Here is a 14,597-nt window from a genome sequence, read left to right as displayed (position 1 = left end):
GGATGGGGTGGAAGCTATCTTATCGGTGCAGGCAGTATTAAGATAAGTTGATATTTCTTATGACCACTTCAATAAACGTGATGACCCGAGATCTCGACAGCAGTCTCCTGCGCGCGTTCGTCACCGTGGCGGAAACCGGCGCGGTGGGCGTGGCGGCGGCCCGCCTTGCGCGTACTCAGGCGGCGGTAAGCATGCAATTGCGCCGGCTCGAGGAAGAGTTGGGGCAGCGTTTGCTCGACCGCTCGCCGCGTGGCGTGCAACTCACGGAAGCGGGACATCTGCTGCTGCCGTTCGCGCACACGATCCTCGGCGCGGGCGCCGATGCGCGGCGGGCGCTGAGCGCGGGGCAGGTGTCCGGCACGGTGCGGCTCGGCATGCTGGAAGACATCGCGGTCGGTCGCTTGCCGCGTGCGCTGCGGCGTTTTTCGATCGCTTATCCGCAGGTGGCGCTGGAGATCGTCGTCGATACCAGTTCCGCGTTGTCGAACCGGCTTGCGGACGGCGGCCTCGACGTGGTGGTGGGGGACCCCGCGCTGGTCGACTCGGTGCCGCTGCTGACGTGGACGCAGCCGCTCTTCTGGGTCGGCGCACGCGGGTTTAGCCGCGACGATGGCGCCGTGCTGCCGGTGGTTGCGTTCGGCGGCGCGTGTCTGTGGCAGCAACAGGTGTTGACGGCGCTGCGGCGCGCGGGGATTGCGTGGCGCATTGTGTGCACCAGCACCAGTTTGCCGGCGGTGCAGTCGGCCGTGGAAGCGGGGCTCGGCGTGTCGGTGCTGCTCGACGGCAACATCCGCTCGGAGTCGATGCGCGTGCTCGGTCAGGCCGATGGATTGCCCGATGCGCCGACCGCCGATTTCGGACTCTTCATGCGCCCAGTCTCCGGCGCGCAGGCGGCCGCCGTGCAGACATTGCAGACGTTCCTCTGCGAGGAATTGCATCTTGGTTTGCGGGAGAGAGAGCCGCTTGTGGTGCCGGCGGCCTAATGCGTGGGCAAGCTGTGCCAGCAACATGCTGGCACGCACATCCCATGTGAGTTTTTACGACATTTTTTCTTGAGACGCCTACGCGCGAAATCTACACTTCGTGCATCTTGATAGCGCGAGGTGCTCAACGTGAAGCGACGTGCAACGACGCAGCAATCCGTCCGTATCGATTACGTGTGTCATGGCGTGGGCCGTGTCGAACTGCGCCGCTTCGATCCATCGCGTGATTCGTATGTCGCGTTGACCGCGCTGCTGCATCGCGCTTTCACACGACTCGGTGCGATGGGGCTGAATTGCACCTGTGTGGATCAAACGGTTGAGACGACACGTTCACGCGCGACGCGCGGCGATTGCTACGTGGCGGTCTGCGAAGGACGCATTGTCGGCACGATGACGCTATATGCACCGGACCGCGAGTCGTCGTGCGAACTCTACCGGCGTGACGATATTGCCAGCTTGCGTCAGTTCGGCGTGGAGCCGGTGTGGCAGGCGCGTGGCATCGGTACGCTGTTGATCGCTTTCGCCGACCACTGGGCCGCGACGCGCGGCTATGCGGAGCTCGCGCTCGATACGCCGCAGCCGGCTGCACACCTGATTGCGTTTTACAGAGGGCAGGGGTTTCGCATTGTCGATTTCGTGCGCTTTGACGGCAAGCACTACGACAGCGCGATCTTGAGCAAACCACCGGTGGCGACGCGCACGCTCGCGAACTGGTCGCATAGGTTGACTGTGCCGACGAGGATCGCGCGCGCGGCGTGAGGTGGGTGGGCCGGCGATAAAACCCCCGGCGCGGGCAGCAACTATTGCAATACCGTGTGGCAAGTATTGCAACGCGCTGCTGATCCTCGCACCGGGGCGGGTGTTTCTTCCTACCTGTTCGATGCGAAGGTCAGCGTCGCATCACGCCCATCAGCAAGGTGACGAGGAAGATCACCACGAAGATAAAGAACAGGACCTTGGCGATTTCCGTTGCGCCTGCGGCAATGCCGCCGAAGCCGAATACCGCGGCGATGATCGCGATGATGAAGAAGATTACGGCGTATCGAAGCATGGGGCCTCCCACCGATGGATTGCTGGATCGAAGTTGAAAACGGCTACTCGTTGTGGGCACTGCGTGCTTTGACGTGTCGTTGCCGGCGAGCGATATGGAGCAATACGTGTGCCCAGCAGCGGGACGAGCAGGGGCGCTCCTGATCCGTGAGCTGAAACTCAATCAACTGATGATCTTCGAACGCGTGCCGGAAACGTGCCTGGTCGTGTTGCCGCCGCCTCATATAATTCGGAACCCTTATGAAGCGATTGATCGATGCCGATTCGCTCGGCTCGTGATTGGCTTGATCTGGCGCGTTCAACAACCAAACCCACCCGCTACCGGCGTTACTGTCGCGTTGCCGCAACAGCACGGCATCCGCGTATTTGCGGAGTCGCAGATCGCCGAACTGGCAGCGGGAATCGAACGCGAATCCAGCAAGTGAGACGCACGGTCAATTTGAACGAGTCGTTCATGATATTGCCCGCACCACGTCGAATCCTCCGATAACGTTTGCGCAGCCTTAATCAGCGGGCAATTCCACTTGAGCGAATGAGGCGGAGTAAATGTTAATTCTGATTTAACATTTACGGATTTTGAAAATGATTAGCCTGAATTTAGCGCTTTCATAAACATTCGGAAAACGTTTGCGCTGGCTTAATCACCCGGCTTCGTCGGCAAAAAATCCCGTTTCACGGCTGCGAGGTGCCCCCGCGGACGCGCTACATAGGCAAAATCCATTGTGAGATAGGCGGAAATACGCGCTAGAATGCGCATCGATTCACCATCAATGGCCGCTCGTTCAAACGACGCTCAAGTGAATCCAGTCGGCAGTTATTGCATCCGATCGATTCGTTCCCAGCGTATATGGGAACTGCCGCTAATTATCGGCGACGGGCAAGTCAGATCGGTAAATATCGGGGTGCGATATTAACGCGTGCTCCGCATTGCCTGCCGCCAATAAAACATTCAAATAAAGATCGAGGGCATATGCCAACGAGGATTCTGTCGATTTTCGGCACGCGGCCGGAAGCCATCAAAATGGCGCCGCTGGTCAAACAACTGGAAGCTGACGCCGGCATCGAGTCGGTGGTCTGCGTCACAGGCCAGCATCAGCAGATGCTCGATCAGGTACTCGATCTGTTCCAGATCAAGCCGCATCACAATCTCGCCCTGATGACCGGCAACCAGACGCTCAACGGTCTGGCGTCGCGCCTTATCGCTTCGCTCGACGACGTGCTCGCAACCGTTCAGCCGGATCGCGTGCTGGTGCACGGCGATACGACCACCGCGTCCACGGCGGCGCTGGCCTCGTTTCATCGGCGGATTCCGATCGGTCACGTCGAAGCGGGGCTGCGTACCGGCAACCTGATGCAGCCGTGGCCGGAAGAAATGAACCGCCGCGTGGTCGATGTAATGAGCGATCTGATGTTCGCGCCCACTCTGAGCTCGAAAGCGAACCTCGCGCACGAAGCGCTGCACGGCAAGATCATCGTGACCGGCAATACGGTGATCGACGCACTGAACCTCACCACCGCGCGCATCGACAACGACGCGGCATTGCGCGCCGAGCTCGACGCGCGCTTGCCGTTCCTCGACGGCGCGCTGCCGGTGTTGCTCGTCACGGGCCATCGCCGTGAGAGCTTCGGTGCGGGCTTCGCGAATATCTGCGCGGCACTCGCGGATCTGGCGAGGACCAACAGGGTCCAGATCGTCTATCCGGTGCATTTGAATCCGAATGTGCGCGGCCCGGTGCAGGAAACCCTCGGCACGGCGCGCAACGTGCGTCTGATCGATCCGCTGGACTACCTGGGTTTTGTGCGTCTGATGCAGCGCGCCTCGATCATTCTCACCGACTCCGGCGGCGTGCAGGAAGAAGCCCCCGCGCTCGGCAAACCGGTGCTGGTGATGCGCGACGTGACCGAGCGTCCGGAAGCAGTGGCGGCCGGCACGGTGCGCCTCGTCGGCACGGAGCGCGAAGCGATCGTACGCGCGGTGACGGGCTTACTCGACGACGCCGGCGAGCGCGACGATTTCGCGCATCGCGTCAACCCATACGGCGACGGCCATGCATCGCAACGGATCGTCGCGGCATTGACCGGGCGCCCGTTCGACGAGTTCGTGAGCGGCGGCATCGGTGGGACGGGGCAGGTTCCGAATGTGCAGCGCGCGGAAGCCGTGCAATAGCGTCGCGCGGGCCGCAGTTCCAGACAATCCATGCAGTGCGAATCAGCTTTCCTGTTTGCGCGCTAATTAAGAGAAAAGACAACGTGACCTCCCATACGCCAATGCGCCGCCTCGCGCGTGCTCGCCTGAACGCCCTTGCCGTGCTGCTGTTGCTCGCCTCGACGGCCCATGCTCAACAGCCGGCCGACGTCGCCGGCAGCCTCGCGCAACTCGGCAGCGGCCGTCTCGCGACGCGCACGGTGTCTCTGGCCGAACTGGGAATGCGCGATCCGGTGGTGTTGCGTGCGCCGGACGGCCGTCAGGAACTGTATCTGCCCGTGCCAGCCGGTGTGCCGTTGAGCGACGCGGCCTTGCAGATCGACGGCAGCTATCTGCGCGGCAACGGCGGCCGCACGACCATGCTGGTGTCGCTCGACGGCGCACCGGTGCTCTCGCGCAGCCCGACACAGGACCAGGGCGATGCGTCGGCGAGTCTCGGCGTGGATGGCGCGGCACGGCCGGGAGGTTTCGTGCGCGTGGCCCTCGACTGGTCGTCGGTGCTCAGCGATAACATCTGTACCGATCAGACCGCGATCGGCAACGTCTGGCGTATCGCGCCGACTTCGCGCCTGACCTATCGCTACGATCCGGATGCGATCGTCGATCTGCGCAGCGCGTGGAGCGCCTTGCCGCAAAAGCCGGTAGTGATGCTCGGCGCGAGCACGCTCGCGGCACCGGCGTTCGATGCAGGCTGGCGCGTCGAAGCGCTGCTGCAACGCGAAGGCCGCACGCCGGCAACGCGGACGTGGCCGGCGGTGGGCGACACGGTCGATCTGAGCGACATCGAGGTGCCGGCGCCGCTGCGCGCGGTTCCGGCTTTTGCGGCGCTGGCCGCAGGCGGTTCGCACAAGCTGGCGAACCCGGCGGAAGCGGGCGCCTTGATTGCGCTGACGCCGCGCTCGGCGTTCGCGCCGGACGTGATCGTCGCCGACGACACGGTGCGCAACACGCTGAAGACTTCCCTCGATGCCTTGCGCGAACAGGTCGTCGGCACCGCGCCGGGCGCAAGCGAGGCATTCGATGCATGGCGCGCCCGCGCGATCGATCCGATCGCGAGGCCGCTCGCCTCGGGCGAAGTGCGCCTTGCTCACCTCGGTGGCCAGACCGCGATCGTGGTCGGCGATAACGACGGCGTGGCGGTCCTCGCGCGCTCGTGGCGTCCGATCGACGTGACGAGCCGTCTCGTGGTCCATCAGATCGACACCGCACCGAACACGCGCGGCGACGAAATCGCACTGTCGCTGCTGGGCGGCCAGCCGCGCACGCTCGACGTGCAGGGCCGCGCCACCTGGGACGCGAGTTTCGATCTGGGCGCGGCATCGGGCAACGGCAAGTTACCGGGCACCGTGGTGCTCGACGTGGCCGCATCGCCGACGCCGAACAACACCGCGCAAACCGCCTCGATCTATTTCAACGACGTGCTGATCGGCTCGCAACTGCTGACCGCCAACGGCAAACCGCAGCGCATCGCCGCGCGCGTGCCGCGTTACGCGCTCGCCCCGAACAACCTGCTGCGCGTGGTGTTTCAGCGTCAACCGGAAGGCGGCTGTCAGGCGCGCGGCCAGGGTCATCCGATTGCCGTGCTGCCGAGCAGCCATCTGACGCTAACCGATGCGAAAGTCGGCGACGACTTCACTGGCATGGTGGCGCGGTTCGCGTCGGAAGCGAATGTGATCGTGCCGGCCTCGTATCTGAACGACGCCACGCAAGTCCTGCCGCGCATCGCGCGCCTGGCGAACGCGAGCGGCATCGCGCCGACCCGTGCGACTTTCAGCGTCGCGCGTGACGGTGAAGCGGCGAGCCCGAAGGGCGCCTTCCTCGCGGCCGACGTCACGCTCGCCGATGAGAAGAGCCTCGCCCATCTGTCGAAAGACCGTCTGTCGCTCACCGATGCATCCGGCAAGATGCTGGCGGATATTTCGGGTTTGAACCGCGTCGGCGTGATCGAAGCGGTCAAGTCGGGCAGCGTATCGGGCATCGTGTATCGCACGGTGGGTGATACGGCGGCGATTCTGCCGGCGTCGCTGCAACTGTCGCGTGGCGACGTCGCGATCGTCGACGGCAGCGGCACGTTACGCCAGTTCGATACGCGTCATCCGGGCGAAGTGGTCGATGCAGAAGACGTGCAAGGCCCGTGGTTCATGCAGAGCTGGGTACGCTGGGGCATCCCGGCCGGCCTCGTCGGCTTGCTGATCGTGTTGCTGCTGGTGGCCAGCGTGGCGCGCCGCAGGAATCAGGACAAGTCGTGAGCTTCGCGCTAATCAAATGGTATGCGGGCTACGCGGTAGCCCACTATTACCATGGGCTCGAATACGTCGCGGCGCTGGTGGCGTTCATCATCCTGCTGTCCAGCCTTGACGATCTGTTCATCGACCTCTGGTACTGGACCCGCACGCTCTATCGCCGCTTCACGGTGCAGCGCGCCTACAAGCCGCTCACCAGCGCGCAGTTGTATCAGCGCGACGAGCAGCCGATCGCGATCATGGTGCCCGCGTGGCACGAATACGACGTGGTCGCGGCGATGATCGAAGACATGGTGCGGGTGATGGACTACCGCAACTATGTGGTGTTCGTCGGCACCTATCAGAACGACCCGCAGACCATCGCCGAAGTCGAACGGATGCGCCGCCGCTATAAGCAGTTGCGACGCGTGGAAGTGCCGCACGATGGTCCGACCTGCAAGGCCGACTGTCTGAACTGGGTGATCCAGGCGATCTTCAGGTATGAGGCCGAAACGGGCGTCGAATTCGCCGGCGTGGTGCTGCACGACAGCGAGGATGTGCTGCATCCGGTCGAGTTGCGCTTTTTCAATTACCTGCTGCCGCGCAAGGACATGATCCAGTTGCCGGTGGCCTCGCTCGAGCGCAACTGGTTCGAACTCGTGGCCGGCACCTATATGGACGAGTTCGCCGAATGGCACGCGAAGGATCTGGTGGTGCGCGAGAGCCTGGTCGGCTCGGTGCCTTCGGCGGGCGTCGGCACGTGTTTTTCGCGGCGCGCGCTACTCGCGCTGAACGCTGAAACCGACAATCAGCCGTTTAACACCGAGAGCCTCACCGAGGACTACGACGTCGGCGCGCGCCTCGGCAAGATGGGCATGCAGTCGATCTTCGCGCGCTTTCCGGTGCAATTCGCCACACGCCGCAAGGCGTGGTTCGGCCTTGGCCGCGAACGCGACATCACCGTGACGATGCCGCTCTGCGTGCGCGAATTCTTCCCCGATACGTTTCGCACCGCTTACCGGCAGCGCGCGCGCTGGACGCTCGGCATCGGCTTGCAAGGGTGGAAGCAGACCGGCTGGAGCGGCTCGCTCGCCAACCGCTATCTGCTGTTCCGTGACCGCAAAGGCATCGTTACCGCGTTCGTCGGCATCATCGCGTATGCGCTGGTGATCCAGTTTCTGCTCTTCGCCGGCGCCGATCTGCTCGGCTGGATGCCGGAGCTGATCGCTTCGCCGTTCGCCGATTCGCCGTGGCTGCAAGCGCTGCTGTGGGCCAACGGTTGCGCGTTGCTGTTGCGCGTGGTGCAGCGGATCTATTTCGTGACCCGTCTGTACGGCTGGGAGCATGGGGTGCTGTCCGTGCCGCGCATGGTGGTGGGCAACTTCATCAACTTCATGGCTGTCTCGCGTGCGTGGAAGATGTTCCTCACGCATCTCGTGACCGGCAAGCGGCTGGCATGGGACAAGACCATGCATGACTTTCCATCGGCCGACGGCTTTAACAATCGCCGTCAGCGTCTTGGGGAATTGCTGCTGTCGTGGCAGGCCATCGATCCGGACAAACTCGAACAGGCGCTCGGCGAAAGCCATGCGCGTGAAGCGCCGCTCGGTCGCGTGCTGATGGCCAAGGGCTGGCTCGACGAGGAAACCCTCGCGGAAGCCATTGCCTTTCAGTCTGATTTGCCGCGTGGCCGCGTGGCGCTCGAACGCATCAAGGACGATGCGAAGCGCTTGCCGCTCGAAGCGATCGTGCGCCACCGCGTGTTGCCGCAGGCCGACGCCGCGGGCGGCCGCACGATTCTGCTGAGCGCGAGTCCGCTCGCCGAACCGGTGTTCGCGGAACTGAGCGCGCTGGTGGGGGGGCAGGTCGTGCAGGAGATCGTTCGTGAGGGCGAGATCGCCGCGGGGCTGCGCGTGTTGCGCGGCGTCGAGATCGCGGCGCCGGCGGGCGAGGGCGAGCAGGCGGGTACGGCGGGTGGGGTGGAAGGTGCGTCAGCGGGCGCATCGTCGGCCGGCGGTGCCGAGCCTGTGCCGGCACGCAGCGTACCGCTGATCGGCGATCTGCTGATCGAGCATGGCCACGTCCGCCGCGAGGCTTTCGAAGCGGCGATGCAGGACTACCGCCCGGATCGCCATGGCCGCATCGGCGACTACATGGTGGCGCGCGGGGTGATCTCGCGTGCCGCACTCGAGAACGTAATCCAGCAACAGCGCCGTCTTCAGGGCGCTTTGGCGGCATCCGAATGAGCGATTCTTTTTTCACCCGGCGTGCGTGGATGGGGCGCGCTTCTTTGGTGGCTTCGGCTTCTGGCTCAACGGCGGCGTCCGCTTTCGCGTGCGCTGTAACTAGGGTTACAGCGACGGCTTCGACTGCGACTCCAACTGCGGCTCCAACTGCGACTCCGATTGCGGCGTCCGCATTCACGTTGCGTGGCGTCACCGCTGCAATGGTGGTCGGCGCGTTGTGCTTGAGCAGCGCAGCGGTGTATGCACAGAGAGCAGCGGCCGCGCCGCAGCCGGCCCCATCCGAACACAATGCGCTGCCGTTGAGCGGCGCCGCCTATCGGGTGGCGCAGGAAGCGTATGCGGCCTATGGGCGCGGCGACTACACCGGCGCGATCGCGCGGGCGCGCGAGGCGATTCGCCAGCGCCCCGACGTCGTATCGCTGCGCGTGCTGCTCGCCAACGCGCTCGCTGCGCTTCGCCGTTATAACGAAGCAAGCCGCTCGCTCGGCGACGCGATCGCACAGATCGGCCGCGATCCTGCGCTGGTCTCGCGTCGCAAGCAGATCGACGCGCTGAACGTGTCGACCCGCGCGGTCGCCCGCGCCGGCCGCCAGCAACCGGGCGACCCGGACGCGCTGACGGGCGCTGCGTTGAAGGCCGCGCAGCAGGCCTACAAGGCGTATGCGGCGAAGGATTTTTCGGGCACGGTCAGGTACGCGAACGAGGCGATCGCGTTGCGTCCCGATCTGCTGCGCCTGCGCTTGCTGCTGATCGACGCGGCGAGCGCGGCCGGTCAGGACACCGATGCATGGAACGCCGATTTCGATGCAAGAAAGCGCTTCGGCGACAACGACGAACTGCGCGTGAGGCGCAGCTTCATCGGCAGCCGTCTGGCGCCGAAGTCGTCGGGTGCGTCGTTCGCGGCGCGCAAGAAGGGCGACTACGTGGAGGCCGCCGCGCTCGCGCGCGAGGCGGTCGCCTATGCGCCGGATCTGGTCGGCTACCGCATCCAGTTGATCGACGCGCTGTTCGCCGCGAACGATCTGCCAGGCGTGCAAGCGGCGGCGAGTGCTGCCATTGCCGCCGACGATACGGAAATCATGCCGCTTACGCTGCGTGGCTACACGCTGGCCGCGCAGGGCAAGACGGCGGAAGCCGAGGCGGACTTCGCCAAAGCGCTGCATGCCAACGACGCGACCCAGCGCAACCAGCGCGTGGCGCGCGTGATCATCGCCGACGTGTGGATCGCCGAAGGACAGCCGCAGCGCGCGCTCGATCTGCTCGCGCCGCTGAAGATGGATCGCGATGACACCGATCCGCCGATCGCGCTGCGCCGTTATCAGGCGCGGCAATTGTTGGCGCATGCGTTGGCGGGGCCGAATGCGTCGACCGCAACGACCGCAACGACCGCAACGAACGCAACGAACGCAACGAACGCAACGAACGCAGCCAACGCAACTAGCTCAGCGACCGCCCCGATCTCCTCATTCGATCCGGCCCGACGCCCAATCATCGACTGCGTCGTCGATCAATTCGGCGCAAGCTGCGACGTCTACGCGGCCGATCCCGGTTTCACCGCGGCGCGCGCCACGGCGACTGCCGCGGCCGCGAACGACAAAACCGGTGCGGTCGGCTATGCACGCGAAGCGGTCAAGGCAGCCCCGGACGATCCGCAGCATCGTGTGGAACTGATCAACGCGCTGAGCACGGCCGGCGACGATTCCGCCGCGACGCGCGAAGCGCAAAAGATGGTCGATGCCGGCATGCTCGACGCCATGCCCGACATGACGGCCGCGTATATCGCGCAACGTGCCGGCAACAACAAGGTCGCGTACCAGCGCTTCAGCATGGCCGACAAGGCCGGCACCCTGCCGGCCAGCGCCGCTGCCGACGCGGGCTATGCGGCGGTCCAGGCGCACCGCAATCGCGAAGCCGCGCAGTACTTCGAGCGCGCCATCGACGCGAGCGCGAAGCCAACGGACGACACGCCGCCGGCCACACCGGCGCAACTGAACGAGATGCGCAGCGCCCACGCCGAGGCCACGCGCAACTGGGGCTTCGACGCATCGCTCAACTATCGCGGCGCGGGCATGCAGCCGGGATATGCGTCGTCGCCGACGCCCGGCACGTCGAACAACTGGCAGGCCGGCGTGGAAGCCTACTGGCGTCCGTTCGGCAGTCTTGGCGACCGGATGTTCGAGCTCTACGCGCGTGGCTATGAAAGTTTCGGCGTGAAGAACGGCGGCGCGAGCGGCATCGATACCTTGCAGGCTACCGTCGGCGCGCGCGCCAAGCCGTTCTCGCAGATCGACGCGATCGTCGCCTTCGAACGGATCATTCCGATCGGCTCGCAGGTCAATCCCGACTGGCTCGCGCGGCTCGCGTATTCGGGTGGCTACGGCATCGAGCGCCGGGTGGACGTGCCGTCGTGGTGGACCGCGCAGGTCTACGCCGAAACGGGCACCTATCTGAACGCCGGATCGGTCTACGCGACCACTAATCTCGAACTGGGCCGCACCTTCCGCATGGACCGTTACAGCCCGAAGTGGACCGTGTTCCCGTATGCGGTGATTGGCGCGGACTACGACTCGAGCGTCAACCACAGCATTCCACTTGGTGCCGGTGTGGGGATTTCGACGCGTTACTGGTTCCGCGACAGCAAATATGACGCACCGCGCTCGTATGTCGATCTGTCGGTGCAGTACCGCCTGAAGATCACGGGTGACGAACGTGCGCGCGGCGTGTTCTTCGGCGCGATCTACTCGTATTGACTCCGGACGAATCAAATGAAAAGAGACCGCTTGGGTAAATCGAAGGTGGCAGCGGTGATGGCAGCGGCCGTGGCCTCAGCCGCGCTGCTGTCGGCTGGCGTGGCGTACGCGGCTGCTGACGATGTCGCTGGTCTGTATGGACCGCAGCCGCCCGCCAACGCGTCGTATCTGCGCGTGCTGAACGCATCGTCGCAGGCGGTGCGGGTCGCGCTCGCCGGCAGCGAAGCGCCGCAGACGCTCGCGCCGGGCGCGGTCACGCGCTTTAGCGTGCTGACGGAAGGCACGCCGCCACGCGTCACGGTCGACGGTAAGGCTCTGGCCGATGCCGCCGGTTCGGCCAATGCGACGGCGAATGCAGCGACACGTGCAGGCGACGCCGTCACCGTCGCGCTGCGTCATGATGCAAAGGGGTGGCATGCGACGCGGATCGTCGGCCGCTATGAGCGGGTCGATGGATTGAAGGCGACTTTGCGCGCGTTCAATTTCGCGCCCGGTTGCAGCGCGAAGATCGGAGTGGACGGCAATGGTCCGACGGTGTTCGCTCAAGTGGCCGCGGGCGCGCAGGACACGCGCGCGATCAATCCGGTCAGCGCGAAGCTGGTGGGGCAGTGCGGCGCGGTGGCGAGCGCGGTGCTGCCGTTGCCTGCGCTCGCTGCCGGTGACAGCTACAGCCTGTTCGTCACCGGCGATGCCGCAAAGCCGGTGTTGAGCGGCGCACGCGATGCGCTCGCGTGGCCGCCGGCCGCGAATTGAGCGGCACGCATTGGCAACACGAAATAGCAGTAAGAAGTAGCGGGAACACCAAGAGAAGATCGCAACGCGGGCCACGCTTCAGCGCGCGCCGCCGACGTTGTGCCACATGAGAGATGCTTCAAATCAGTCCGGGGAACACGACATGACCGACTCCTGCCGTTCGCTTTTCCAACCGTCCATCCAGGCCGGGCCACTCAACAGCACTCGTCGCCGCCTGCTGCTCGCCCTGGCCGCGGCGCCGCTCAGCGGCGCGCTGTCGCTGCTGCCGCGCCGCGCGTTTGCCGCGGCGTCGACCAGCGTGATCGAGGGCCGCAATCTGTGGCTCTATCCCGGCTGGGAAAGCCTCACCGATGACGCAACGCCCGCGTGTCTGAAAGCCGTCGATCTGATTCATCAGGCGACGGACAAGTTGACGGCGCGCGGCATCCATAGCGTGATCGTGATCGCGCCGCTAAAAGCCCGTGCATGTCCGGAGAATCTGCCGGACGGCACCGCGATGTCCGCAGGGGTCGCGAGCCGCTATGCCGCGATTCGCGCGCACGGCGCTTCGCTCGGCTTGCAGATAGTCGATGGCGACGGCGCGATCGCCGCGGTCGATGCTTCGCAGGAAAAGTACATTCGCGCCGATTACCACTGGAGCGGCCATTCCGCCGAAGCGGTCGCCGCGCGTGTCGCCAAACGCCTCATGGCGGCCGGTCCGCTGAAGGGCACCGCGGGCGCGGGCAGCCGGCTTGGCAAGTGGAACGAGGAAGTCCGCTACGGCGACCTCGCGGCCTTGCTGCCGCCGGACCGCAAGAAAACGGTCGGCAAGGATCACTTCATCGTGCGCACGGTAGTGGCGTCGCCGGATCTCGTCGATGGTGGCCCGCCGGTCGTGCAGGTGGTCGGCAACAGCATGGTTCAGCCGTACCTCGGTTTTCCGCAGAAGCTCTCGAACGCAATCGATCGCCCGGTTGGTTTGACGTGGACCTTCGGCGACACCGGTCCGTGGAAGACGCTGCTCAACTATGTGGAAGCGCCGGCCTTCAAGGCGAATCCGCCACAAGCGATCGTCTGGCAATTCAACGAAGGGCAGATGATGAATCTGCCGAGCGCGGGCGGGCAGTGGGACGCAGCCTCGGTCATGGCCGACGATGCGTTCCTCGCACGCCTGACCAAGGCTATCGCCTGATGAGCGAGTCAGTTGGACGCACGCCGGCGCGTACGGTGGGTCGCACAGCGGCAGGCGCAGCGGGCAACGACACCGGTGCGGCGCACGGTCACGCTGCTGCGGCGGCGCCGGGGCCGCTCGCTCGCGCGCATCGACACGTCGCGTGGCTGGTCGCGCTGTTGCTCGGCCTCGGTTGTGCAGGCGCGCTGGCCTCGCTTGTCATGCAGTCGCGCAACGGCGCGTCGTTCGATGCGCATGGTTGGCGTGACGGCAGCCTCGGCCGCAGTCTCGACCGTGCAATCGACGTGCCGTATGCGCGGTCGCTGCATCGCTGGCAAGCCGCGGCGCGTTACCGGTTGTTCGGCGACCTCGGGCATCAGGTGCGCGAGGGCTGTCCCGGCTGGCTGTTCTATGCGGACGGCCTGCGCGCGCCGGTGCAGCCGGGACATGATTCTGTCGAACGCGCCGATGGCGGTGACGCGCTGACCGATGCGCGCATCGCCTCCTTGCATCGTTACGCGGATGCGCTACGCAGCGCCGGGATTCAACTGGTGGTGGTGACGGTGCCCGACAAAGCGCGCGTGGAGAGCGAAGCGCTGTGCGGGCTGCGGCAGGACGCGCGGATGACGCAGCGTCTGAATGTATGGAATCGCGCGTTGACCGCGAGCAACGTCACGCACGTCGAATTGATGCCGGCGTTGCAAGCTGCACGTCCCGCGTTTTTCCGTACCGATGTGCATTGGAATGCGCGTGGTGCGCAAGCGGCTGCACAGGTGGTCGGCGCCGCGGTGTTGCCGTTGCTCGGTAAACCCGGCGACACCACATTCACGCACACGACGGCGCAACCCGCGCCGCGCATCGGCGATTTGCTCACGCTCGCCAATCTGAATGACGTGCCGGATGCGTGGCGGCCAGCGCCTGATGTCGTCGCTGCTGAAACTCTACAGGCACAACGCACAGGCGGCCTGCTCGACGACGGTCCCGCCGCCGATGTGCTGCTCGCGGGCAGTTCGTTTTCGCGCCGCAGCGCGTTTGCCGAGCGCCTCGGCGAGCAGCTCGGCCGCGAAGTGTGGAACGTCAGCCTCGACGACGGCCAGTTCGACCGCGCGATGCAGGCGGTTTGGCGCGAGCGTGCCACGTGGCCGAAGAGTGTGCGCGTGGTGATTTGGGAAATGTCGGAAGACGCGCTGTCGATGCCGGTCGGCACCGCTCCCGCACCAGCCAGGCAGGACTGATC

General features: G+C 65.2%; 10 protein-coding genes. 9 read left to right on the top strand and 1 reads right to left on the bottom strand.

Annotated elements, in window-relative coordinates:
* Nucleotides 1-59 precede the first annotated feature (59 nt).
* Nucleotides 60-983 (top strand): LysR substrate-binding domain-containing protein, encoded by a 924-nt coding sequence (locus FSO04_RS26935; RefSeq protein WP_233464994.1) that lies wholly within the window; start codon nucleotides 60-62, stop codon nucleotides 981-983.
* A gap of 129 nt (nucleotides 984-1,112) precedes the next feature.
* On the top strand, nucleotides 1,113-1,742 hold the full coding sequence (locus tag FSO04_RS26930; RefSeq protein WP_168435861.1) for a GNAT family N-acetyltransferase: 630 nt from the start codon (nucleotides 1,113-1,115) through the stop codon (nucleotides 1,740-1,742).
* 130 nt (nucleotides 1,743-1,872) lie between these two features.
* Here the strand turns inward: FSO04_RS26930 and FSO04_RS26925 are convergent, their stop codons facing one another.
* Entirely contained in the window at nucleotides 1,873-2,034 is a 162-nt protein-coding gene (locus FSO04_RS26925) for a DUF1328 domain-containing protein (RefSeq protein WP_035551387.1), read from the bottom strand.
* Between the two features lie 969 nt (nucleotides 2,035-3,003).
* Between FSO04_RS26925 and wecB the strand changes: the two genes are divergently transcribed.
* The 7 genes from wecB to FSO04_RS26890 all read left to right on the top strand — a co-directional run bounded on the left by wecB (nucleotide 3,004) and on the right by FSO04_RS26890 (nucleotide 14,595).
* Entirely contained in the window at nucleotides 3,004-4,200 is a 1,197-nt protein-coding gene (gene wecB, locus FSO04_RS26920; RefSeq protein WP_154564239.1) for a non-hydrolyzing UDP-N-acetylglucosamine 2-epimerase, read from the top strand.
* A 101-nt stretch (nucleotides 4,201-4,301) separates the two neighbouring features.
* Nucleotides 4,302-6,488, top strand: a complete 2,187-nt coding sequence (locus tag FSO04_RS26915; RefSeq protein WP_154564281.1) for a cellulose biosynthesis cyclic di-GMP-binding regulatory protein BcsB — start codon at nucleotides 4,302-4,304, stop codon at nucleotides 6,486-6,488.
* On the top strand, nucleotides 6,485-8,707 hold the full coding sequence (locus FSO04_RS26910; protein ID WP_168435860.1) for a glycosyl transferase family protein: 2,223 nt from the start codon (nucleotides 6,485-6,487) through the stop codon (nucleotides 8,705-8,707). Before FSO04_RS26915 ends, FSO04_RS26910 begins: the two co-directional genes overlap by 4 nt.
* A complete protein-coding gene (locus tag FSO04_RS26905; RefSeq protein ID WP_154564237.1) occupies nucleotides 8,704-11,457 on the top strand; it encodes an NfrA family protein in 2,754 nt (917 codons plus the stop codon). The genes FSO04_RS26910 and FSO04_RS26905 overlap by 4 nt, the downstream gene beginning before the upstream one ends.
* Nucleotides 11,458-11,472: 15 nt before the next feature.
* Nucleotides 11,473-12,210 (top strand): alginate O-acetyltransferase AlgF, encoded by a 738-nt coding sequence (locus tag FSO04_RS26900; protein WP_154564235.1) that lies wholly within the window; start codon nucleotides 11,473-11,475, stop codon nucleotides 12,208-12,210.
* Nucleotides 12,211-12,352: 142 nt separating this feature from the next.
* The gene (locus FSO04_RS26895) at nucleotides 12,353-13,381 is read left to right on the top strand and encodes an alginate O-acetyltransferase AlgX-related protein (RefSeq protein WP_166618252.1); all 1,029 of its coding nucleotides are present in this window, start codon (nucleotides 12,353-12,355) and stop codon (nucleotides 13,379-13,381) included.
* On the top strand, nucleotides 13,381-14,595 hold the full coding sequence (locus tag FSO04_RS26890; RefSeq protein WP_154564231.1) for an alginate O-acetyltransferase AlgX-related protein: 1,215 nt from the start codon (nucleotides 13,381-13,383) through the stop codon (nucleotides 14,593-14,595). The genes FSO04_RS26895 and FSO04_RS26890 overlap by 1 nt, the downstream gene beginning before the upstream one ends.
* Nucleotides 14,596-14,597: the final 2 nt, after the last annotated feature.

Source organism: Paraburkholderia madseniana (assembly GCF_009690905.1).
Taxonomy (GTDB): Bacteria; Pseudomonadota; Gammaproteobacteria; order Burkholderiales; family Burkholderiaceae; genus Paraburkholderia; species Paraburkholderia madseniana.
This window is presented reverse-complemented; position numbering and strand designations above follow the sequence as displayed.